This is a genomic window from Pedobacter sp. P26 (assembly GCF_050632135.1).
GTDB lineage: Bacteria > Bacteroidota > Bacteroidia > Sphingobacteriales > Sphingobacteriaceae > Pedobacter.
In genome coordinates, this window is sequence record NZ_CP192574.1 from 4,293,356 (window position 1) to 4,317,315 (window position 23,960).

Sequence of the window (23,960 nt, forward strand, 5' to 3'; positions counted from 1 at the left end):
ATACTTATTTACAGTAAATTAACTGTTTACCATTATTCACCCTTTTCCAATTCATTTTGAAATCAAAATCATAAAACAATACGTTATTATCGTCCCTTTTTACAGAAAAGAAAGCGCTTTCTTTTTCAAGAATGTAAAACTTTACTGCATCAAATACTGATGTCATATTATGTTTCGTAAACGACGGCAGTAGTGGTAAAAAACTTGTGTTTTAAAGGAACATTGCATTATTCGCAATTTTTTCCGTTTTTTTTGCCTAAAAGTGGTATTGTTATTAATATCGTTTATTTCATTCGTTGCAAAAAATCAACAATCAAGCCGGCTACTTTTTCAGGTTGCTCCTGGGCTATCCAATGACCTGCACCTTCAATGATGTGAAAACTTTCCATTTTTGTGCAAGCCTGGTTTTGCATTTGCTCCAATGCGCCAACAGGACGAAATCTCGCCCAATCTGCGATCCCTGCTATAAAACAAGAAGGCACATCTATATTATGTCCTGAAAAAGTTCGAGGTCAGACTTGTTCAATCCGGCAGTAGTGCAACGGTACCAATTCAATCCGCCCTGGAAACCGGTACGCTTAAACTCCCGGGTATAAACGTCAATCTCATTATCCGGGAGCCATTTACAGGCAGATATTTCTTGTGGAGACGGCATATAAGGCGCAACTTGTTCCGGCATTGTTTTATCAAGATCTAAAACATAATAAATAGGCTGTTTAGCCAGTTCTTCCGCCCTGCCTGAAGTAAGTGGAGAAAGTCCTTTATTTTGACTCCAGTCGGCACTCTTTACATGAAAGTAAGCCCGCTGAAAATCGTGCAGCCCCTGCTTGCAGTTCAGCATATCATCATTGGCATTGCGTGTTGAAAAGTAGGTAATGCTGTCTTTGCGTGGTTGTGGTAATGTTGTAAGGGGATCTTTTACAGTACCTGCTGGTTGCAGGGCCGGTGCAGGTTGTGATGCAACGTTGAAAGGTAAAGCTGGTACTCCGCCGAACGGACAACTTAAAATAACAATTGACCTGAAAAAGTCTGGCCTGACGAGTGCGCAATAGGCCGCTACTGTGGCACCCACGTCATGGCCTACGATACTGTAAACAGAATCATGTCCCATAGCCATTACCAAACCCATGGCATCGCGGGAAAGCTCATGTGTTCTGAAAGAAGCAAAATTTCCATCATAATTGCCGTCCCATCCTGTTGTGCGGCCATAGCCACGCATATCCGGTGCAATTACATGGTAACCAGCAGCAGCCATTGGCAACATTACTTTTCGCCAGCTATAAGCAAGTTCAGGAAATCCGTGCAGCAGCAGCACAGCAGGGCGTTTTGTCGTCTCAAATCCGGCTTCCAGTACATGCACTGTCAGGCCATTTATTCCGGGCACATAGCGTTCACGTATGCCTGCGGGTAATTCTAAGTCATTTAACTGATCTTTTGTTTTCATAGGATTTTTTGTTTCTTCTGTAAATAGCGCTAAAGGGCGGATCAAAACTGCTCCCAAAGCAGTTAGCGTTGTGTTTTTTATGAAATTTCTGCGTTCCATAAAACAAAATTGATCATTATTTAAAGGCTGATCATTAGCTTAATTATGCGTTTTCTTGACTTAATTATGCCTGGACCGATAAGCAAGGGGAGTTTCTTTTGTAAAAGTTTTAAAAAAACGATTGAAAGAAGCCGGGTCAGAAAAATCTAAACGATAAGCAATTTCGGCTACTGAATTTCCCGTATAGAGCAGCAATGATTTAGCCTCCTGTAATATCATTTCTTTTATTACTTCCGAAGCAGTTTTTCCTGTGTTTTCTTTTACTATTCTGTTTAAATGATTGGGACTAACACCTAACATTTGCGCATAGTCATTGACTTGCTTTTTATTAAGATAATATTGGGTAACAAGTTTCTTGAAACGGTTAATTAATTTAGAACTGTCCCGAAGGAAGGATTTAGTGTTACCTATATTCTGTCGTTCATAACTTCTTTTAGCCTCCAGCAGTAACAGATACACATACATTTTGATCGCTTTATCGCGCCCGGACTTTTTATACTGTAATTCTGTATTTATTTTCATCACCAGCACAAGTATATTTTCCATTTCTTCACTTTCAATTTGAAATACAGGTACACCGGAAATATCATAGAAAGGGAACTCATCTGCAATTTTGATTGACGGAATGATATCATTTAAAAATTCAGGAATAAAGAACATATAGTATCCAAATGCATCTTCAGAAACATTACTCGTTGAAAAAGTCTGGTTGGGGAATGTAAATGTCAAGGTCCCGGGCCGATGGGTATATTCGTCAAGGCCTACCTGCATATTCAACGAACCGTTAACAGTAATGCCGATCCTGTAAAAAATAGATTTTAAGGGCCCTTTTGATGAAACCATTCCATCACTGGAATAAATTTCAAACCCTTCAATTCTTTCAGCATCATCAGGTATATTATTTCCGAAATGTGCGCCTGGATTACTATGCCTGTGGATATGCCTGAAGTTTTCCAGTTTATATTTGGGAATATCTGTTAAACCATTCTTCATTACTGATAAGTGAGTATTTAAGGCATTTGATACCTAAAACCGAACACCTAAATATAAGGTTAAATTCTTCAAAAACGTATTTCCATTTTTTTGTACAATACTGATGATAAATTTTGGGATTAATTCCAGCCGCTAAAATTCCGCTATATGATCTGCACCTTAAACAAAGGCTAAACGTATACTTGCCTGGTAATTTTAGCACAATTTTATTGAACCGCTATATAAATGCTCCCCTAACTTTTGTTAAAGGGAGCATTTTAATATTCAGTCGAAGCGCCATTTTCTCATTACCCAATAAGCCAGGCCAACTGTTATTACCAGCCCTATGAAAACTACCACCCAACGCGGCTTTTTGCTTTTATCAATGTGCTGCGCCTTCGTTTTGAGCTGTGTGCTTTCCAGGTTATGCTTTTGGTACTGAAGCTGATGCCCGGTTTGCACTTGCTGATGAAGGATCTGCTTTCTATCCGCTTTTCCTCGCACCACAACTTTTGCAGGGTACCCGGCCTGGCCAAAAACCCTAATTCCGGTAAATAATGAAGAACCTCGTTAACTCGAAGTTTTTTTCTTTGAGTGCGGTGGAGGCCTTTACAACGTTTGGATTTTCTGCACGGCAGGAAATGCGCCAACCCGCCCGGAAATCTATCAACAGCTATCTACCTTTAATAATGAAAGCCTAATGGTTTTCCATTGATATCCTTTCTGTGTAAAACCGGTTATTTTGGAGCCGGTTTGACATCTTTTCCCGATTTGAGGAGTCCATAAGAAATTATTGAATATCCGGCCTTAAACGTACATCAAAATCTAACATTCAATTTGTAGTTTTACGACCACAATACTTAATTATAAGTATTTTAATATTTTGTAGTATTAAGCATTTTAAAATATTCTTAAAATTTGTAAATTTACCTTATTAGTAACGTTTTCAACACAGTTTATGTTTCGGTCAGGATCCGGATCGCAGACAACTGACTTTTATGCCAGTTATCAGAGCAAAAGCTTTAGTTGATATCGTGCTGTGTCAATTGTTCAAAAATTTCAATCTATCAATTCCATTAAACTTATGGGAAACCCATCTCTTGATGCTTATCAGCAGGTATTTGGCCTTGCATGCATCGCTAACCGGGCGGGCGGTTACAACGGCACCGGTAGTGAGTTACAGCTGCAACTGCAGTATGACTTATCTTTTTATTTAAATAATGTTCCCCCTGTTAAAGTGATGGGGCAAACAGCCCCTTCAGTCGCCGATTCATCGGTTACCCCGATACTGGGTGACTGGAACCTGGTATGGGGCCCGGCACTCATCGAAGAGACTGATCAGAAAGAAAAGCCAACCGGAGTTGCCGATAATGCGCTGTTTGTCGCGCAGTGCGACGCTGTAGCTTACCCGGGCGGCCCGACTTTACCAACTTACGTTGTAGCTGTGGCAGCAACTAATCCCGCCTCACTTTATGATTGGGAAACCGAAGATTTTTCGGTGGCAGAAGTAGTGAACTGGACAAATTACAACCCTGTTCTTTTCAAGCCATCGGCTTATAACGGAACCGACCCCTATATCTCTAATGGAACTGCAACCGGTATCAAAATCTTGCTTTCACTCACCAGTCCCCCTACAGCCGCATCACCAGGCACCACACTCGAAGAGTTTATTGCCAGTTTACAACCCGGGCCGCAGAGCGCGATCGTATTCTGCGGACATAGCCTGGCGGGTGCGCTCTCACCAACGCTGGCCCTCTATTTAAAACAACATAACCAACTGGATGCCTTTGGAGTGTCATTAGTTTATCCCACAGCAGGGCCTACACCCGGAGAAAGCGCATTTGCCAATCTATTTAACAATACATTTCCCCCGCTTCCGGAAGGGTGGACAGCACAGAGCGGCGATTACAAGAGCTGGAATACGATGCACTGGAATACACTCGATGTTGTGCCGCATGCCTGGCACCAAACCGACCTGCAGCAAATTGCACAGATCTACGGGCAATCGCCTAATTTACTGACCAGAAGTACGTTGAATACCCTTCAGCGACTGGTGCTTAAAAGAGCTGCAACATCAGGCGCAAACTATACCAGGATACAGAACCAATCGTTGCCAGGCACACTTCAGCATGCAGATCAATCTTCACCTACCATTAACACGCCGCCAAAAACAATGAAAGATTATATTACTCAACTCTTCCTTCAGCATGTTAGTCTGTATTCAGGTATCCCTGCACAGCCGGGCAGCCCGGCCGTACAGGGACTTATTCTGCCACAACCACTGCCTCAGCCGGTGTACCCCCCAGGTAAAGCGTTACTTCCCGGGGTCAAAAAAGTTACAAGTCTGGAGTTAATCATCAGGATTATGGAGCAGATCCTGGCCTGGATTGCATCTTATGCTACTTCGCTAGATGGCACACTACCAAAAGAAAACTCAAAAAACAGTTCCAATAAAAGCAAAATAGATTAAAAAACAGATAACTCTTCCTGGCAATGATAAAAACAGATCATCACCATCCGCATGCGTGCACCTGCGGCTGCAAAAACCCAATAGTCGAAATCTTAAAGCATAAGCTTTTCAGTAAGGAACATATTGAAAAGCTGACCGCTCATCTGTCAAAAAGCAAGCCGCCTGCAGCAACGCCGGAAGCGATTCTCTATTCCGGAGGAACGATCAGGCCCATGGCTAACGGAGATGCCGGCGTTGTGGAGTCAATCGGTATGGCTCAGGGCTTTATAGTAGCATGCGGTTCTTATGCGCAGGTAAAGGCTGCTATGGATGCCAAATACAAAGATGCTTACCAAAGTATCGTGCTGGATAAGGCCCAAACCCTGATCCCTGGAATGTTTGAACCGCATGTTCATACCGTATTTTCGGGCATGATGGCCTCATGGATAGACATAAGCCCCTTTGAAGGACAGGACTTGCGGAAAGTATATACTAAAAAGTGGATAGCAGATACCCTGTCTGCCGCTCACGAAGCCTCCTCCGATGTGGTATTACTGGCCACAGGACTCGACCCAGCGCTTATTCAGCCCCAAAGCGGAAAAACTTTTCGGAGATTGACAACGTGTTCCTGGATAACGTGAGCAAAGATACACCGATACTTATCATGAGCGCATCAGGCCATACGCTATATGCCAATTCTGCGGCCCTTCGCGCCATCTACAATGCCCAGAAAGGGCAGCCTGCAATGCACGACTATACCAGTGCTGATGATTATATCGCCAAAACGCATGGATGGTTGGAGGAGGAGCCCATGATGATGCCTGCGATAAATACCTATCAGGATGCAATAGCACATAAATCGCTTGATATTGTCTCCAATATGGATGCATTTTTCCATCAGGCCAGTGCAAGAGGGGTAACCTCGATGTACGATGCACTGATTAACCAGATGTATGTGCCTTATCTTGAAGACTACCTGGAGGCCAGACGGCTACCTGTACGCCTGGGCGGGGCCCTATACTGCGAAACACTGAAGGCTGCGCAGGCTTTACCACCTTACCGGCAGCCCGATTATTATCTGGATCTTTACCTGGGCCATGTAAAAATTGTATCCGATGGATCTAATCAGGGACTAACCGGATATCAGTCCGAACCTTATTCGGTAATACTTGAAAAGGATCACGCATGTGGTATATTCAACTTTTCAGATCCGGTGGCTTATCAACAGGTGGTTGATGAGGTAATACTGGAAAAAGGCTGGCCCATTATGATCCATGCAAATGGAAATCTGGCTATAACAGATACCATCTCAGCCTTCCGCAGCGCATTAGAAAAATATAAGGGGCCTGAACTGCGCAACCGGATTGAGCACTGTTCGCTGCTGGAGCAAAGTGGCATCAATGAAATGGAAGCATTGAATATTTCGCCCAGTTTTTTGATTGGGCCACGTGGGGTATTGGGGCGATGTATTTGAAAAAGTTATATTCGAAGGACAGCATTTGCCAGCGCACAATGCTCCTAAGGTATTTTCCCTGGACCGCTGTAAATCGGCAGCTGAAAAGCTGCGCATCTCCCTTCATAGCGACCACACCGTTACCCCGCTTGGTCCTTTAAGGATGATGGAACAAGCTATTACACGAGTGATGGAAGCGAGCGAAAATGCATGGCCGTTAAATGTGCTCAATACCGAAGAACAGCTTACCAATGAACAGGCACTGAAAGCAGTAACTTATGATGCTGCCTGGCAGTGTTATGCCGATAGCTGGGCAGGAAGTCTTGAGGCAGGAAAATTTGCCGATTTTGTAATCCTCGAAAAGGACCCTGTAACTATGCCCCGAAAAGATTGCAGCATGAACATGCGGAATATTAAAGTGCTGGAAACCTGGCTGGGCGGGGTAAAGGTTTATGCCGGCAATTGAGCATAAACTCCGCACGTTTTAGCATGCCCCTGCAGGCTTACGATAGACCTGCAGGGTTACGAAAAACCGGAATTTAAGGTTTTTAACCCCAGATGCACATAATCAATGTCCAGCTTATTTTTGGCAGTAACTAAGACTTTGATTTGATGATTATCTTTGAAAAAATCTTGTTTTTATATAACTTATCCCAAATTTAGAAAGTGAACACCTACAATCACGCTATAAATAAACTTTTCCCTGATGATGGCGAACAGTGGGTTGAAACAATGAGGAGATATCAAGTTTTTAACGATAAACCGGTAGCGAACCAGCTTCTCTGTCCTAAACAACACTGCAATGGATTAAACCATTTTGATCCGTATAGGTCCCTTGATCCTGTCAATGTCAACAGGTTTCCCTTTTGGGTGATGACAACCCTGCCCTGTTTATGCAGATCAATAGCCACATCGCGCACCGCTTTCATTTGGTTTCGCCATTCTTGCGGAAATAACAGGCGGGCGATTTCGGATGGGCAGGTGCTCTTACCGGGCCCGCGTTCTGTAGCGAGGGATAAAATGGTGTTTTGGATATCAGCCTGCTTTGTTTGATGAGATATGGGTATTTTCATTTTAGCATCTATAAGTGCAATAGGATATATTATGACATTTTGATTCCTTTTTATCCGCGAATGGCACTATCTCAAGTGATGCAATAAACCGCGCTTGCCATTTTAATCCTTTTCGCAATGCTGTCTCAGCTGTTTAGGCCCCTGGGGCCATATATACGCCGTAGTCTGCTTTTTCCACCCGAGGGTCTTGTAGAAACGATCGGCTCCAGGGGCAGCACTAAGGTTAACAAAATGATAATTTTCCAACTGGCTGTTCAGCGCCATAACCAGGTATCTGCCCAGTCCCTGGCCCTGATAGGCTGGGTCTACCACTACATCTGCCAGCATGGCATAATACCTTCCATCACCTATAACCCTGCCGAAAGCGATGATCATTTCCCCCTCATAGATAAAAAGCGTGGAGGTGCTCATTTTGAAAGCTTTTTCTATCTCTCCGGCTAAGCGGTGTTTCCAGTTAATCTCCTGAAAAAGTTGGAGTACACGTTGCCAATTGATGCTGGTTAAATCCGGATTTACCTGATAATTGTATGCAGGATGTTTTTCTGGTAATGTCATTTTTAGGTGCGGAATACTGTGGAAGGATAAAATGAACTCTTATGATTGCGTCTAAATAACGGGCTGTAAAAGTAATGGTAAAATTTATGGATTAAGGGCATTAACTAACGGCATAACGCAACTATGGGATAACGCTTTGGAACGGCCGCTGTGCGGTCATCACGTGATAAAGCAACCATTATCCCGGCAATAAATGTAGCCAGCATCAGGCAGATCAACAGCCACTCAAAAGCATCTAATTTTCTCATCACTATTAATAACCGTCCTTAGCGGGCTAAAGTTTTTAAAAACAGCTTATGCTGATCAGATTGAAGAAATACCAAAGCGGGATCATTCTCTCGAGATGATCAGCTTTCGAAGTTCAAGCCCCGCATTACGCAGGGCCGTTCTAAATGCCTCATCGTTTTCGAAACCAATTTCATTCAAAGTAAGCCGCTCGTAACATACTTCAAAAGTATCGACCTCAAAAGGCCATGGTGTAACAATAAGCTGTTGCCCCTGCTGAAAAAACCGGACAGATTTGCCGCTTGGACCTTTACTAATTTCAAGAAGGCGTTCCTCAGGCGGAATCTGGTCCTGGCAGATGAGCAGTGAAAAAGCATCACAGAATTCGAGTAAAGCATAAGCGCGGTCTACCTCGCCGGTGCTGCTCTGCGCTTCCCTGATCCATTTCTTTTCAAGCTTTTTAAGCTCCGTAAGGTAAGGCCTGGCCGAAGCTTCATCACCATGGGTAAAAGAAATATGCCTTGAAAAAAGCAGCGCAATGAAACGGCTCTTACTGATGGCATTATCCATCATTTCCCTGCAGGCCGATTCATCAAAACCTGTCATTTTGAAATCGAGGGGTCCGCCCCTATCTGATAACAGCGGCCCACGGACAAATTCGTTAAAAACATCGTCGTGCCCGGTGGTAGCGGTGAGGGTTTCTACCCAGCGCTGTGGCTGATCGGAGATTTTCCATCTGGCACAGATCTGCCCGGCCAAAAGGCCATGAGCCCTTTGGGTGATGATTTCCCATCCGCTGTTGCAATAATTAACAATCAAGATCTTTCCTCCCTGTAAACTTAAGGCCTGTCCTTTTCAGATCAGGCTTTTCGATAGCTGTTTCCATCAATCCCTGCTTTAGATTAAACTGCTGCGCGCATTGCTGCCCGCCTAGACATTATTTTCTCGATCAGGCTGTGCAAACGGCTCCGGTAGTCGCTGCCCAACCACTTGATATAGTTTTTGGTTACCGAGCCCAGGCATTTGCCGTATTGTTTTATCCTCCAGTCGATTTCTTTATCGAGTTCCTGTACCAATTCAAATGCATTGCTCACCGTATCAGCATTGTCAGTGCACATCATTGCATGTTGCCTGATGGAATCGAGGAGTACGGTCCTTGCTTTTTCCCCTTTCTCCATTGCTGTTTGATAGGCCGCGAGTACATCGAATGATATCCCCGTGCTGTTGGGGAACCTGTTCCTCATTTCGGCAGGCATCTGGTGGAGATCATCACTGGCCTTTGCCAGGATCTGGTGATAGATTTCGGGGTTTTCAAATACATGCTGCCAGTTTACCGGTGCATCCCATTCTCCAAACCTTTCTACATTATTGCCAAGGTCTATAATATTAAAAGTTTTTTTACCGGGCAAACGCCTGGCTCCCCTGCCGATCATCTGGTGATAAAGCGTAAGTGAGGTGGTGGCACGGTTCAGGATAACCGACTGCACAGACGGTTCATCAAAACCAGTAGTTAATATGGATACTGATGTTAATATCGCTCCCTTTGTTTTTTTAAACCATTTTAATATTTCAACCCGTTCTGCATTTTCTGTCTGGTTATCCAGGTGGCGTATGGGGTAACCGGCCTGCTGAAAAACTTCCAGTACCTTCCTTGAGGTAAATATACCGTTATTGAAAATCAATGTCTTTTTCCCGAGCGCATGTTCCCTGTAAGCATGAATCAGAAGATCGAGCATTACTTTGGAGGAATATAACTCATCGGAGCTGCTCACCGTAAAATCGCCGTGAATGCCCCTGTTGAGCGTGTTGAGTTCTACCTCATAGCCAAAACTTTTTGGCTTTGCCAAAAAGCCCTGTTCGATCAGTGAATTTATCTGCTCTCCAAGCACCAGTTCACTGTAAAAGCTTTTCATAGGCAATGCTGCATCTGCCGAAAAAGGGGTGGCCGTTACCCCGATTATCCTGGCACCCGGAAATTTTTTAAGCAGTTTATGGAATGAATTGTGATGGGCCTCATCTACAATCACAAGGCCTACCTCTCCGGTATCAATCAGACCATCATCGATCCTGTGTTTAAGGGTTTCGACCATGGCTACATAACAATAATAATAATCTTTTTTGGCTATCCTTTTAACTTTGCTGTCTACTACTTTATTAAAAACGCCTGTATTTTTCAGTGCCAGCGAAGTCTGTTTGCATAACTCCTGCCGGTGGGTCAGCACGATTACTTTCTTTCCGTATTGCTTTATAAAACGATCGGCAATTTCAGAAAAGATAACTGTTTTACCACCACCTGTAGGTAACTGGTAGAGCAAGCGCAGCTGATCAGCCCCGGTCTGCATTTTTTCAAACAGGGTTTCGATTGCATACTGCTGATAGGGATATAATTTTTTTGCTGGTCCATGCGCAGCCGTGGGAGATAAAATCTGCATGGTGTTACAACCACTGAAACTGGCTGAAAGTTTTAAGACAGGAAGGGATCATAAAAATCTTTATTTATAAACAGCATTGCCGGATAAGGGATAAACCCTGTAACCTGCAAAGGGAGTGAGACCGAAATGTTCGCGCTTCATTGTAAGAGGGTAAATTAGGCAGGCCATTAAACCACGGCATTAACGTGGTGAAATAACCAGAGCACCAAAATAAATACAACCAAATAAAATCTTAACCCAAGTGTAAGGAAACAGATTCGGTACTTTACCAGAAGAAAAAGATACGGTTGATGGCCCGACCTGCAGCGGCAGACAAATAAATCCAATAACCCCTATTACATTAACCTAACCTAAAACAGATACCAGCAGCGGTACCAATAGAACAGCCGGACTTAAATCAGCTTACCTAATTTTCGACAACTTTACTGAAATATATAAATTCGGAACATTAGTTTTTATATGGCCTAGCCCAAGGTAAAGCGCATCGTGTTACTTAAAAATGTCCGTTGAGGGTTTCTGGTAAGATCAGCCATATTTAATCCAAATGCATCGCACCTGGATTAAACCATTACTTATTTTATTGGCCCCAGTTTACCTGGATATTGTTTTGTTGGGCGTAGGCTTTACCTTTTTCCATTAAGGCATTAAAGTTTTGCTCAAAACGGGCGCCATATTTCTGGTCGATGTTTTTAATAATTTCGTCTTTGGCACTTTGGCTGCCTTTACTATCGCACAATTTAGCGTAAGCAAGATATTCGTTTTTATAAACAGGGATAACGAGCTCATATAATTGCTGGGAGAGCGCTTTAATTTCTTTTTCTTCTTCTCCTGAAGCTGAAAGTTTTTTCACTTTTTCGAGCGATTGTTCGAGGTATAGTATTTTGTTATTGAGGCTAACTGCAGCTTCGTCACCTTTCTTTTTACTGGATGGAATATCGGGATACTCTTTCGTTTCATCGTTAATATGGCGGGCCAGATCTGCGCTCGCAAAATCGTTGATCATATTGGTGTTAAGGATGGCGATGTCGAAGAAACGTTGAGGGGTTTCTGAGCAGGCAGAGAAAAAAAGAGTAATGAGGACTAAAATAGTGAGTCTTGATTTTTGGGATAGTGCTTGTAAATTGTTCATGATCTAAATGGGGTTTCCTTATTAATTTAAGCTTTGCTTGGAGCAAAGATTGAGCCGTTTTTGAGTTTGGAGTGGGTTAGCCGTCTTTAGCCGATTTGATACAATTAACAGATTAAACAATCCAGAGTCCTAATTCGATTAAACAATTCCAGTTAACCATATTAAACAATCCTATTCTTTAAACTAAACACCTCTCCCTGATGAATCCCCGCTAACTGCTGCACTGCCATTTTGCTCCGTTGACCGGTTTGGCAATAACAACCTTGCGTGCATGTCCGACTATCTGTTGGCGCAGAATCCCGAAAAGATAGTCGTTAAATTTGAGCACATGGGATAATTGGTCATTCAGTAGGATGGGTTTTTATTTCCAAAATAGGCGGTTGTATAACCAGCTACCTATTTAAACTTTCAGCGCCAACATTATTTAAATATAATGAATATTTGCTGCAGGCAAATGTGCAAATGAATACAAATTACTAAATAATATGATAACTATTCAATGAAACAGCTTTACGAAACAATTGATCCAGTCAACTGGAACTTTACGGTGCTACATGTTCATGCGAAAGGTGTTAAAAAAATCTTTTCGAGCGAAATTTGCTTAACGGTTCGCGGAACAAAAAGCCGTTGATTGCCGTTGATGAAATCAGCTTTGAACAGGAAATCTCACCATCACCCGAGTTTAATTAATCTTTTTTTGATAACCCAAAGGTGTTGTACCTGTGAGGCTCTTAAAGGTTCTATGAAAACTAGTGAAAGATATGAAACCGCTCTCATAACAGATTTCCTTCACGCTCAGCCTGCCTTCAGTAAGAAGCTGGCATGCCTGCCCAATCCGGACTTCGTTTAAGAATTGTATGTAAGTTTTTCCGCTGGCTTTTTTAAAAAGCCTGCAAAAAGATTTAGGTCTCAAATTTGCAAAACCGGCGATTTTCCCTATGTCGATTTTTCTTTTATGATTTCTCATCGTATAATCATATATAGATTCTAATCTATTTATACTGGCCTGCGGTAAATGTGGCTGAAAGCCCATTGTGGTAAGCTTTCTAGCTTCTTTACAGGCCGAAATTTCAGAAAGACAATCTATTAGAAGAGAAATCCGCTTAGAACCTGATGAACTTACCAACTGAGAAATTAATAATCCTAAATTTGCTTTTTGCTTTCCCAGAACCTGAAGTCCATGCTTGCAAAATTCGAGCATTCTTCTAATTTCCTGGAATTCTGGTAGCCCCAGTAAAACATCGCCCCAAAAATTCTCATTGAAGTGGACAACATATATTTCAACAGCAGCACCACTATCGCTATCTAAGTATTTTTTTGAAAACTGCCAATAATGTGGCAAATTACTCCCCAGCAAAACGACATCGCCGTCTCTAAATTGTTTTACGCTGTCACCAACAAACTGTGTGCCATTGCCTCGTTTGAAATAAACCAATTCCAGCTCATTATGACAATGCCAATGGCTATTAACATTGGGCTGGGTATCTAATCTGGCACTAAATGAATGGAATAAACCATTTGACAAATTTAAAACCTTTGGCTTCATTAACTACAAACGTTTAAAATTATAACTGTAATAAATGGTGGTTAATGAGCAGGTCAGATAAAGTTAAACTTAAGCCTGTAAAGTACATTATCTTATTCGAGGTCTATTGAATGGATAACTATCCCATATTCTTTAAAAAACGCCATCCCCTTAGGAATGACGCTCATTAAACTAACCTCATTTCTGTCCTGCACAATAAATTGAATAAATATCGATATTACTCCACTTGCCGAGTATCTCAACAGAACGCTTTGAACCACGGAATCGATTAATAGCCCGGATTCTGGGTCAGGTTTTTATTAAGATCCCTTTCTGATTGAGGAATTGGCCAGAGTTCATTCTTACCGATTACAAAACTGCGCTTTTTAAAGATATAGTACCCATTTGAGTTTACAGGATAATCTTTATAGTTAGCTGGATCATTGGTAAGTTTCATACCGGTAAACTGTTGATTGTTTTCTGAACCTATAATTCCCCATCTTAAACAATCAAAATATCTGATGCCTTCAAAGGCAAATTCTACCCTTCGTTCTCTTCGGATAATGGTTCTAAGTGCAGTTGGATCTGTTGTGGTAACGGGTGGCATCAATACCGCTGCCCTACCTCTCACTTTATTGATCGTTGCATCTAATAGAGACTGATCTACTCCCCTCCCGACTCTAATTTTGCCTCTAAATAACCCAATAATACTTCTGCGTATCTGATTAAGGGAAAATTGTTTCCGGTATTGTTAGTCGTGGCTACTGCCGGATCATCTTCTAAGAATTTATAGATTACATATCCGCTCCAAACTCCAGGATACTGATTCAATCGATCAGGAAGTGTTGTACCGGGCTTTGCCGAATAAACTTTACCACGGAAACTTGTGCGGTCAGAGATCATGATATTGAAATCCATTCTTGGGTCACGGTTGTTGTAAGGATTATTTTTATCAAACAAAGGCGATTCTGCTATCGTTTTTCCATCCTTACACTCATAGGCTTCGACCAATTCATTAAATGGGGAATACTGATGCCATCCTCCCCAGGTTTCAGGAGTAAGATATTGTAATAGGGCGTGGTTATAAGTATCTCTGATGTACTGCATCGACATGATGATCTCACGACTGGTTTCCCCGCATTTAAGAAAAGTTCACGATATCTTGGATCAATTGAATAGTAATTAAAATCGATAATGGTTTTGTAGGTAGTGGCCGCATCTGCCCACTTTTTCTGAGCAAGCTGTAAACGACCCAGAATTGCCAGTGCCGAAGCAGAGGTCATGTGGCCAAGACGGTCTGCACTTACCGAAACAGGAAGTGCTGCCGCTGCTGCCTTAAGCTCACTTTCACAAAATGCCCATACCTCTGCTTTAGGTGTGCGGGATACAGAATTTGCTTCATCTACCGTCAACAGTTTTTGTACAAGTGGCACATCCCCGAAATACAAGGCCAGATTAAAGTAATTGTATGCCCTAATCGTTTTTACCTCACCTATCATTACTGCTTTTTGCGCAGCATCCATTGTAACAGCACCAATATTAGCTAAAAAATTGTTGCACCGGGTAATTTGTGAATAAGCCTGAGAATAATAGGATCCTACAAAGCTATAAGTAGAATTTAGCGTGCCATTGGTAAAATTATCAGGAATTGACTCCTTCTCCGATCCATTACCGGCCATCAGATCAAGGTTAACCATTGATGTTGCGGCCCAGAAATTGTAGCCGGTAAAACCTGCCCCACTGTCATAAACCCCATTCAAAGCAAGTGTTGCATCACCAGCTGTTTTCCAGAAAGTGGCATCCGAGATTGATGATAGCGGCTGGGTATCTAAAAGGTCTTTTTTACATCCTGCAATCATAGTCAGAAAGGTACATCCAACCACAACTGTTAATTTATATATATAATTTTTCATTTTGTTTTATTTAATGATCCTAACTACATCAGATTACAATTTCACATTTATACCAAAGGTATAGATGGCAGAAAGCGGATAGAAGCTTGGATTGTCTCCAGACCCCTGACCATTTTCCGGATCCCATCCTTTATAAAAATCGTTTAATGTGAAAAGATTTTGCCCCCCACAAAGACCCTAACTTTGTCTAAACTGATTTTTTTGGTCAGATTAGCAGGTATGGTATAGCCAATCTGCGCATTTTTCAATCTCAGGAAAGTCCCTGATCTGTTCCAATAGGAGTTTGTTTGTACATTGGCACTTCCCTGGCTCAAATTGGTAATACGTGGATAAGTGGCATTACGGTCGGGATTTTGCGTTGTCCAGGCATTTTCATATTGCCATTGCTGGACATTGCCACCGTTATATAAGGCATAAGCCTGATATGAACCCATCTGTACCGTGTATCCTCCAAGTCCAGAAAATAATACAGCTAGATCGAAGCCTTTATATGCTGCAGTTAAATTTAAACCGTAGGAAGTTTTTGGATTGGTATTACCCAGAATGGCCCTGTCATAGGTAGCATCAACCTTTCCATCGGGAACACCATTTGGTCCGCTAATGTCCTTAAATCTGATGTTACCCGGGGCACCACCGCTTGGCTGTGATGGATAACTGGCCACATCTGCAGCATCAACAAAAAGACCATCGGCTACAAATCCATAAATTGGGTTTAACGGCTGACCTACAAAGAAATTGGGGATAACACTCTGAATGTCACCGGCTATTTTGATTACTTTCTGATTGTTATAAGAAAAATTTGGTGATACCCCTATGTTTACCTGACCGATTTTTGTATTATAAGTTAAACTTAACTCAATACCCCTATTCTGAATGGAACCAGCATTTTGTATTGGCGGCGTCAGGCCTAATGTTGAGGATACCGGCACCAGATAAAGAATATCTTTCGCTGTCCTGTCGTAAATATCTACAGTACCGCTTAGGTGATTTTTAAACAATGTAAAATCAAGACCGAGATTGGTTGTAGTTGTTGTCTCCCATTTGATATCGGTATTTACAGCCGAAGTAACAGCAGCACCTGGTGCAATCACTCCTCCAAAAGTATATTTTGGCTCGGTGCTAAAGGTATATTGGTACGGATAATTTAATATATTACCATTTCTATCCGAAATATTCGCATTACCCAGAGAGCCATAAGATGCGCGGATTTTCAACTCATTAATCCAGCCGATATTATCCTTTATAAAAGATTCTTCTGAAAGTCTCCAACCAGCGGAAACGGCTGGAAAAACACCAAATCTATTGTCAGGTGCGAACCTGGAAGAACCGTCGTAGCGCACATTGGCTTCAAAAAGATATTTGCCTCCAAAATCGTAATTTAAACGGGCAAAATAAGACCTGAATGCATACTCATTTGCGTTACCTGATGTTTGCTGATTGGTTGTTGCGCCTGCATCAATCTGATACAGCAGATTGTTAGGAAATTTATCCCGAAACGCCCTTGAATAATTATCGCGGTGTGCTTCTTGCTGATAACCACCTAAAATAGATAAATTATGTTTACCAAAGCTTTTAGCATACTTTAATAGTAAATTTAGGGTTACTTCATTTCCATCTCTATTTTCGATGTTCAAGCTATTTGGCCCCACATAGGTATTACGGTCTATATTGATGTCAGCGACATAGGTTGTATTAACGCTGGTATAATAATGATATCCGGCAGTTCCGCTTAGGTTTAAACCTGGTATAATGTCCCAGGATAGTGTAGAATTTCCATAAAAGTTTTTAGCACGCAAATTGTTAAAACCTTCACTGGCCAGCCATGCTTCCGGGGCATAGAAATCCTGACGGCCATAAGTGCCATCTGATTTCAGTCCTGCAATGGTATTGGGCTCACGCACCGAAAATCCAATAATACCACCTATTCCTGCCGAATTGGACTGAGGTTGTGTCTGAAACTGAGAAAAACCGAGTATACTGGTTTTAAGATTCAGGTTTTCTTTTATACGGGTATCAATATTGGCCTGGATATCGTATCTTTCGTTATTGGTCTCTGCCGTTAATCCATTATGGTCACGATAGCTACCTGAAAGGTAATAAACGTTGTTACCTTCACCTCCAGATACATTAACATTGTGGTATTGCTGAAAACCTGAACCCGTATTTAATAAATTTTTCAAATGGAATACATTTGGAAAATTATCCGGATCTGTGCCGCTTTTATATTTGGCTACCACATCGGCACTTGCACCGGTTAGTTCTGCATAAGTCCAGGAATCAACAAATTGAGGCAAACTCGTTATTTTTTCCCAACCAAAATAGTTGTTATAACCAATTACTGTTTTCCCTTTTTGACCACGTTTAGTCGTTATCAATACTACGCCATTTGCCGCCCTGTTACCATAAATCGCAGCTGAGGCTGCATCTTTTAGTACCGTCATGCTGGCAATATTATCTGGCGCTACATCATCCAACGAACCTGCAATCCCATCAATCAATATTAAGGGGTTGCTGCCTGCATTGAATGTTCCTACTCCCCTGATAATTACCCTCGCACCATCACTGCCCGGGCGGCCGCCATTTTGTTGTACCTGTACACCAGGTGATAAACCTGAAAGCGCCTGGGAGGCCTGTGTAATTGGTCGGTTATCAAGGTCCTTTGAAGAAACAGTACTTACCGATCCGGTCAGGTTGACTTTCTTTTGGGTACCGTAGCCTACTATAACAACCTCATCAAGCTTTTTGTTATCATCAACAAGCTGAACATTAATTTGTGTCTGCTCTCCAATAACAACTTCTTTCGAAGCGAAACCGATGAAACTAAAGACCAGCGTACCTTTACGATCAGGAATGCTCAGAGAATAATTACCCTCGGTATCTGTCTGGGTAGCTTTTCCGGATTCTTTATGTTTTACCACAACTCCTGGGATTGCTTTTCCATTTACATCGGTAACTTTACCATTTATATTAATTTCACTTTTTTAGATCCCGGAAGGGAAATAACCCCTTCATTTGTATTGATGTAAGCATTTACATCTTTTGAAAGACTTAAACCTGTATTGGCAACCACTTTAGCAAAAGGGGCCGTAGAAAGTATTGAACTGATGGTCAATATTGTTAACAATATGCGCCAAGATTTTAGCGCTTTTGGAATTATTTCCATATTTGGTTAGTTTGTTTATTTATTAAATTTTAGGCAAAACATACTTAATAACCTGTTTATTCAGGTTTAATAAAACTGTCGGCCATTATAAAAAGCTAGTCAAGCGTTTAGTTAGGTTCATTTTTTTCTCATAGGCATGTGATTATTTTGTGTTGGATACATAAACAGAAGTTTTTATATATTCAGATTCAGGGACAAAAGAAACCAGTTGATAAATAATTACAGACGTCCATTACGGTACTTTAAATACTTGGTTATACATTCTTTAACAGAAAAAAGAATATAATCCAAATATAAAACGTAACAAAGAGGCAGGGTTTATTATAATCAGACATCTTTTTATATTTTTCCGACTTTTCGTATTCAATATCAGGTCATGACTTATCGTTAAATACCAGCAGTTACGTACTTGGGGAATATTTCGTTCTGCACGATTTCATGCAAATTAATTGAGTGCTAATAAAATAACATGTGTATATATCGGTTAATCCGGGATTGACTACACCCGAGATCTTTAGTTCATCACACGGTGTATATAAAGCGATATTTTCTGTTAGATTTTTATATCAGTTTCTACTACCTTCATTATGAAATCCAACATCATTGCCTGATTCTTCAAAGTTATAAATCATTTTTCCTTTTATCGATTACCAGATTAATGTTAATGATTTTGCCACAGGGATTGGTGTATTTTGAAATGGATAAGGTTTTGCTTTTAATGTTAAGCGTAAATCTATACTGGCTAAAAGCTGAAACATAACATATCACCATTATCGGGCCGGGAAATAGTTTCTCATATTGAATATTTATAAGGCTACCTTTATAAATGTTTTTAAAATTTTTAGCATTTTTAATAAACCTATCTAAATTCTCATTCCTCACAACCGTTATCGCAAAATAAAACCACTTTGCCAACTGCAGCAATTATGCCTTTTGAGAAGAAAAAAACGTCTCGAACATCAAAACAGATACAAATGTGCACATACCATTCTTTTAACATGAAATTACCAATATACCCTCCTGATTTACAAACACTTACATACAAACATACATTATTCAAGCTGGTAACGCTGAATTGGTGAGTTGTTTGATAATGATGATTGCACCAAGGCTACACCAATCATAAGAAATCCAAGCCATGTAGAATGGCTTGGATTTATATTAACTTATATTATTGGATGCGGCATGATATTACCCGCACTTAAATCCTAATCTAATTAGTCTCTGTACAATCTCACTTTACTGAATCTTACACTGCTCTCATGTTTTACCACCATAGTCGAAACAAATCCCACCGTTATTTCCTGGGTTTGCGTCAGTGTGAAAGAAATGACAAAATCTTTTCCATTTTGCGAATTATCCAAAAATTTGAAACTTCCCAGTGCTTGTGAAATATTGGCGACATCGGGTAGTGTTTGCCCCAGGTTTACAACGGCATAAGTAGCCTCCAATGGATTGGCAATTTCAGACACAGTCACAACATAACGGTATTTTCCTGATGGAAGTGTAGTGGTTTGATAGATTTTGCCATTTGTAATCTGTGGAGTATACCAATACTCAAATGCAATAAAGCCACCCCCATTATACGAATCCCATCCGCCCAAGGTGCCGTTAGACATATTTCTTGCGGCAGCATTCGTGGTCCAGTCTGCAAGTAAACCCCACCTTCCATCTCTTTGACTCTGGAGGAATGGCGCCCCCGGATTTTTCAAAAAGAATTCTGTTATTTTCCGGGATGTAGAAACACTGTAAAATGTATCGATAGCCAAGGAGTCAGGCAAAAAAAGTGTCCGGTATTGAAGATCTGTACCTGGATTTTGATCAGTAAGGACGGTTTGCGTGGCATCTTTAGCTACCCGTTTAGTCGTTACCTTGCCGTTTACATTAGTATAAGTAACATCCACTCCTACCGAACCAGCATCTGAAGCCCGCCAGTTCAGGAATGTTGTTCCGCTTGACGGCTGATAAACAACACTTTCTAAAATACGGTTCAACAGTGATTTCTCAAAGACCTCTCCATAAGTGGCCCCTTGTTTCAAAGCTGCAACCGATTTATTTCCGCTTTTATCATAAGTAAAAACTTCAAACGAGTAGTTGCCTTCTGGAAGTGGGGAAACCATTGCTTTTATTGTATCTATCCCTTTCCCTCTGGTAATGGATACATCCTGATGATTTGCCTTATTATTCCAGAATATGGAGGCTTTTACAATATTTGGATCGGAAATGAGCAGGAACCTCACCAATGCCCGGTTGCGCCCTGACTGAACCCTTAAGGAATCGGCTTTACCCGGATAAACAATCAATTTTCCATCGGTAAACTTTTTATATTCATCCATTTTGCTGCAAGAAGCCATTAGTATGGCAATCGCAATGAAGGAGTAAGCAATAATAATAATATGTTTCATATCGTTATAATATTTAATAAAGATCATTTGTCGTTTCCATAAAAAGTCATTTCTGAAACGTGTGCGGCCTGTCCCCCCGGTCCTGCCCATGTTTCCAATACCCTGATGCGGATATATCTTACGGGAGCGGCATTCAAAGGAACATTGTTTTCCTCACCACGTGCAGCAGCCTCAACGTCCTCATTGGAATTGGAGCCAAGTGGTTGGGCAGAAGGTTTAACGGAGACACATGATGCCAGTCTGGTCCAATTGGTATAACTGCCATCACTTGCCGGATTATTAGATCCCCATATTTCATATCGCTTGGGATTTCCATGGTTATAAATCCATACCCCTTGTCTTTGCCAAAGCGTAAAACGACTGATTTTTGCAGTCACGCCAAGATCAAATGTTACATGAAGGGGCATGCCAACATCAGTTGTATGCCACATATTGCCCTCGGCGGATATTACTTTATCCCATAAATTGTTAATGGGTAAACCCCAACCTACAGGTGCATCAGTTGGCAGAGTAAGTACTTTAAATTTACTTTTATCCAATTCTTTTTCAAAAATCGGCGTTAGGGTAGCCTTCGCCGTATCGGTGCGGTTGTCCCACCTGTCTCTGATGTAAACACCGAAAATTGTTTCTTTAGAAGGAAATCCCCTGGACGAAAAAATGCCGCTTTTAGATTTGGTATAGATCGTTTCTTTGGTTGCAAAATTGCCCAAAGAATCTTTATAGGTTACCACAACTGCAATATTGGCCTCCGTAGGATTGGCAAAGCTTATATTGATCCCTCCGAAATCGGTAACCAAAGCCAGGCTTCTCCTAATCGCAAAAATGGGTGGTTCCAGTGCTTTTACTTTTATAGTTACAGGTGCGGACTTATTTTCAGATTTATCAATGGCATACAAATTAAGATTGTAGGATGCGGTATCAGCAAAACCATCAACAGTTAACGAGTTGGTATATGAAGATGCTTTTACACTGATCACTTTACCGTATTTATTTGTGTATTCAGCCATCACGTACATCAGATCCGCATCAGAGGGAAGGTTATATGAAACCTTGACCGCTCCGGCCATGCGTTCTGAAACCGGATTTGAAATCGGCTGTGGTGCTACTGAATCTTTTTCCAAAGGTGCCAGGATATCTTCTTTGCAGCCAAGTATTGTTACGCAGAACAGCGCAAGCAGTACAAACCATTTATTTTTTTCATAATATTAAACTTTTATTTAATTAATTACCATCCTGGGTTTTGAACAAGATTTGGATTAACAATTGTATTGTACTCTTTAATCGGCCACAGATAATCACGGGGTGCAACAAATTTTTGATTGAAAAGCAATTTTGGTCTGTAATAACCAGTAGCATCAGTTTGTTCAATGTCCCAGCCATAAACCGGGGCATTTAATGTTGCTGAAGCTTCTTTCCAACGTCTTAAATCCCAGAACCTGCTGCCTTCGAATGCCATTTCAATTCCACGTTCCTGATGAATAATCTGTCTCAGGCCCGCCTGATCTTTATATTTACCTGGATTAATAGAATAAGTATCCCAGGAAACCTGAACGGTTTGCAGACCAGCTCTTTCTCTAACCAGGTTAAGGTATTGATAAACCGATTCTGAAGGGCCGTTTGCTTCATTCAACGCTTCAGCATACAGCAGATACAGATCGGCTAAACGCATCAAAGGCCATGGATATTCTTCCTGAGTATAACTCTGACCATCCTGTATCACAAACTTCCAGTTAACCAGCTTTTTGGTAAAGTAACCTGTAATGGAGTAGCCAAATGCGGCACGCCTTGATTGCCCCTGACCTGATTTTGCCTGCACCGGCCAGGTTTTATTCTGCATATACCACACAGAGCCGTCGAAGCCCAAATCTGCATAAAAGCGGGGCTCTCTATCGAAGTGTAATGCGGCAGTGGTATAGCCATTCTGTAAGTAATCCTGGTCTGAGGAAGAAGCGGTCTTTAGATTGTACCTGTTAGAAAAGTCCCAACTTTTATCTTCGTTGATTGGCACTCCATTTCTGGTATAAAATAATTCAGCTATGCGTATTGTTGGTGCCAGTTGCCCCAATAAACTCTCATTGCCAGATCTTGCGACATCAAGCCTGGGTATAGACTGAAGTTGTATTCCTGAGCCTATACCATTTGTAAAACCCCAGATCAATTCCTGGTTCCATGGCTCGCAGACACTATTTCTAACGTCCATCTCCAATTTGAGCCTATCAGATATATTGGTTACAGCGGAATTAAATTTATATAAACGGATTCCTGCCCTATCGCAAAGGTCAATAGCTTGTTTACAGGCATCTGCAGCTTTTTTCCATTTCTCAACGCTATAAATGCTATTTACCAAAGCTGTTCCGTCTGCATTCTTTAATCCGTTATAATCTGAATTTCCGTTAAACTGTGGACTTGCAGCCAATGCCAGCACCCTTGCTTTGATGGATATCGCAATCGGACGGGTAATGTGTCCCAGTTCAGAAGAGCGGTTTTGAATGGTAATGGGCAATTTGGTTGCAGCAGTATCCATTAAATTTGCGATATAGTCGACTACTTTATCTACCGGCTCACGCTTTACCCTTACCTCTTCGGTCGTTGCCGTAATGGGTAGATTTTTATCAATGATCGGAATCGGCCCATACATCCTTAACAGGTAAAAATGATAGTAAGCTTTCAAAAACTGAACCTCGCCTGTCCATATTGTTTTTTGTGACGGATCCAGATCAGGCACTTTATCTACATTGTCGAGAAAAATATTGCAGTCTCGCAAAGCTTTGTATATGGCTTTACCATCCTGCTCCCCATCCCAATAATTGAGCAAAGGGGATGTAAGCGACTGATTTCCCCTCACAATCTGCTGAGGGTAAGATGGAAGCCGACTTAAAGACGTAATTGGCCAATATGTCCAAAATTCATCACTGGCCAGCATTGCCGGATTTTGCGAGATATTGCTTTCCTGGGGCAGGTAAGAGTAACAGGTAAACAGATACTTTTCTGCTTCATTCCGATTGGTAAATGCATTTTCTATTGTTGCGATATTATCCGGAACAATATCCAGGTAATCTTTTTTGCAGGAGGTTATAAGCGCTAAGATAACTGCTGCTAAAAATATGCTTGTCTTTTTCATAA

At 41.4% G+C, this 23,960-nt stretch carries 19 protein-coding genes and 1 pseudogene; 4 read left to right on the forward strand and 16 right to left on the reverse strand.

Going from position 1 to position 23,960, the window contains the following annotated elements:
* Window positions 1–484: 484 nt before the first annotated feature.
* Together ACQ86H_RS19900 and ACQ86H_RS19905 are read right to left on the reverse strand one after the other, a co-directional pair.
* Complete coding sequence (locus ACQ86H_RS19900) at window positions 485–1,444, reverse strand: alpha/beta hydrolase (RefSeq protein ID WP_431292257.1); 960 nt, start codon at window positions 1,442–1,444, stop codon at window positions 485–487.
* Window positions 1,445–1,603: 159 nt separating this feature from the next.
* Entirely contained in the window at window positions 1,604–2,536 is a 933-nt protein-coding gene (locus ACQ86H_RS19905; RefSeq protein WP_431292258.1) for a helix-turn-helix domain-containing protein, read from the reverse strand.
* A 1,063-nt stretch (window positions 2,537–3,599) separates the two neighbouring features.
* Here ACQ86H_RS19905 and ACQ86H_RS19910 point away from each other — a divergent pair.
* The 4 genes from ACQ86H_RS19910 (at window position 3,600) to ACQ86H_RS19925 (ending at window position 6,883) form a co-directional block, all read left to right on the forward strand.
* Window positions 3,600–4,985, forward strand: coding sequence for a lipase family protein (locus ACQ86H_RS19910; protein ID WP_431292259.1), 1,386 nt, complete (start codon window positions 3,600–3,602; stop codon window positions 4,983–4,985).
* 212 nt (window positions 4,986–5,197) lie between these two features.
* Window positions 5,198–5,605, forward strand: a complete 408-nt coding sequence (locus tag ACQ86H_RS19915) for a hypothetical protein (RefSeq protein WP_431292260.1) — start codon at window positions 5,198–5,200, stop codon at window positions 5,603–5,605.
* Window positions 5,602–6,438, forward strand: a complete 837-nt coding sequence (locus tag ACQ86H_RS19920) for an amidohydrolase family protein (protein WP_431292261.1) — start codon at window positions 5,602–5,604, stop codon at window positions 6,436–6,438. Before ACQ86H_RS19915 ends, ACQ86H_RS19920 begins: the two co-directional genes overlap by 4 nt.
* Window positions 6,413–6,883 carry an amidohydrolase family protein gene (locus ACQ86H_RS19925; RefSeq protein ID WP_431292262.1) on the forward strand — a complete coding sequence of 157 codons (471 nt, stop codon included), beginning with the start codon at window positions 6,413–6,415 and terminating at the stop codon, window positions 6,881–6,883. Before ACQ86H_RS19920 ends, ACQ86H_RS19925 begins: the two co-directional genes overlap by 26 nt.
* A gap of 277 nt (window positions 6,884–7,160) precedes the next feature.
* Here ACQ86H_RS19925 and ACQ86H_RS19930 read toward each other — a convergent pair whose 3' ends face one another.
* The 14 genes and pseudogenes from ACQ86H_RS19930 to ACQ86H_RS19995 all read right to left on the reverse strand — a co-directional run bounded on the left by ACQ86H_RS19930 (window position 7,161) and on the right by ACQ86H_RS19995 (window position 23,958).
* Window positions 7,161–7,490, reverse strand: coding sequence for a DUF3253 domain-containing protein (locus tag ACQ86H_RS19930; RefSeq protein ID WP_431292263.1), 330 nt, complete (start codon window positions 7,488–7,490; stop codon window positions 7,161–7,163).
* A gap of 102 nt (window positions 7,491–7,592) precedes the next feature.
* Entirely contained in the window at window positions 7,593–8,045 is a 453-nt protein-coding gene (locus ACQ86H_RS19935; protein ID WP_138822609.1) for a GNAT family N-acetyltransferase, read from the reverse strand.
* Window positions 8,046–8,375: 330 nt separating this feature from the next.
* Window positions 8,376–9,089, reverse strand: a complete 714-nt coding sequence (locus ACQ86H_RS19940; RefSeq protein WP_431292264.1) for a DUF3891 family protein — start codon at window positions 9,087–9,089, stop codon at window positions 8,376–8,378.
* Window positions 9,090–9,172: 83 nt separating this feature from the next.
* A complete protein-coding gene (locus ACQ86H_RS19945) occupies window positions 9,173–10,702 on the reverse strand; it encodes a DEAD/DEAH box helicase (RefSeq protein WP_431292265.1) in 1,530 nt (509 codons plus the stop codon).
* Between the two features lie 577 nt (window positions 10,703–11,279).
* Window positions 11,280–11,831: a hypothetical protein gene (locus tag ACQ86H_RS19950; protein WP_138822603.1), complete on the reverse strand. Its 552-nt coding sequence runs from the start codon at window positions 11,829–11,831 to the stop codon at window positions 11,280–11,282.
* 682 nt (window positions 11,832–12,513) lie between these two features.
* The gene (locus tag ACQ86H_RS19955; RefSeq protein ID WP_431292266.1) at window positions 12,514–13,266 is read right to left on the reverse strand and encodes an AraC family transcriptional regulator; all 753 of its coding nucleotides are present in this window, start codon (window positions 13,264–13,266) and stop codon (window positions 12,514–12,516) included.
* A gap of 379 nt (window positions 13,267–13,645) precedes the next feature.
* On the reverse strand, window positions 13,646–13,987 hold the full coding sequence (locus ACQ86H_RS19960; protein ID WP_431292267.1) for a RagB/SusD family nutrient uptake outer membrane protein: 342 nt from the start codon (window positions 13,985–13,987) through the stop codon (window positions 13,646–13,648).
* A gap of 32 nt (window positions 13,988–14,019) precedes the next feature.
* Window positions 14,020–14,469, reverse strand: a complete 450-nt coding sequence (locus tag ACQ86H_RS19965; protein WP_431292268.1) for a RagB/SusD family nutrient uptake outer membrane protein — start codon at window positions 14,467–14,469, stop codon at window positions 14,020–14,022.
* A gap of 185 nt (window positions 14,470–14,654) precedes the next feature.
* Window positions 14,655–15,269 (reverse strand): annotated as a pseudogene (locus tag ACQ86H_RS19970) (RagB/SusD family nutrient uptake outer membrane protein); the annotation flags it as partial.
* 143 nt (window positions 15,270–15,412) lie between these two features.
* Window positions 15,413–18,187, reverse strand: a complete 2,775-nt coding sequence (locus ACQ86H_RS19975) for a SusC/RagA family TonB-linked outer membrane protein (protein ID WP_431292269.1) — start codon at window positions 18,185–18,187, stop codon at window positions 15,413–15,415.
* Between the two features lie 44 nt (window positions 18,188–18,231).
* Window positions 18,232–18,432 carry a hypothetical protein gene (locus tag ACQ86H_RS19980; protein ID WP_431292270.1) on the reverse strand — a complete coding sequence of 67 codons (201 nt, stop codon included), beginning with the start codon at window positions 18,430–18,432 and terminating at the stop codon, window positions 18,232–18,234.
* A gap of 1,217 nt (window positions 18,433–19,649) precedes the next feature.
* On the reverse strand, window positions 19,650–20,837 hold the full coding sequence (locus tag ACQ86H_RS19985; protein ID WP_431292271.1) for a DUF4998 domain-containing protein: 1,188 nt from the start codon (window positions 20,835–20,837) through the stop codon (window positions 19,650–19,652).
* A 23-nt stretch (window positions 20,838–20,860) separates the two neighbouring features.
* A complete protein-coding gene (locus ACQ86H_RS19990; RefSeq protein WP_431292272.1) occupies window positions 20,861–21,958 on the reverse strand; it encodes a DUF5000 domain-containing lipoprotein in 1,098 nt (365 codons plus the stop codon).
* A gap of 104 nt (window positions 21,959–22,062) precedes the next feature.
* Entirely contained in the window at window positions 22,063–23,958 is a 1,896-nt protein-coding gene (locus ACQ86H_RS19995) for a RagB/SusD family nutrient uptake outer membrane protein (protein ID WP_431292273.1), read from the reverse strand.
* Between the last annotated feature and the right edge of the window lie 2 nt (window positions 23,959–23,960).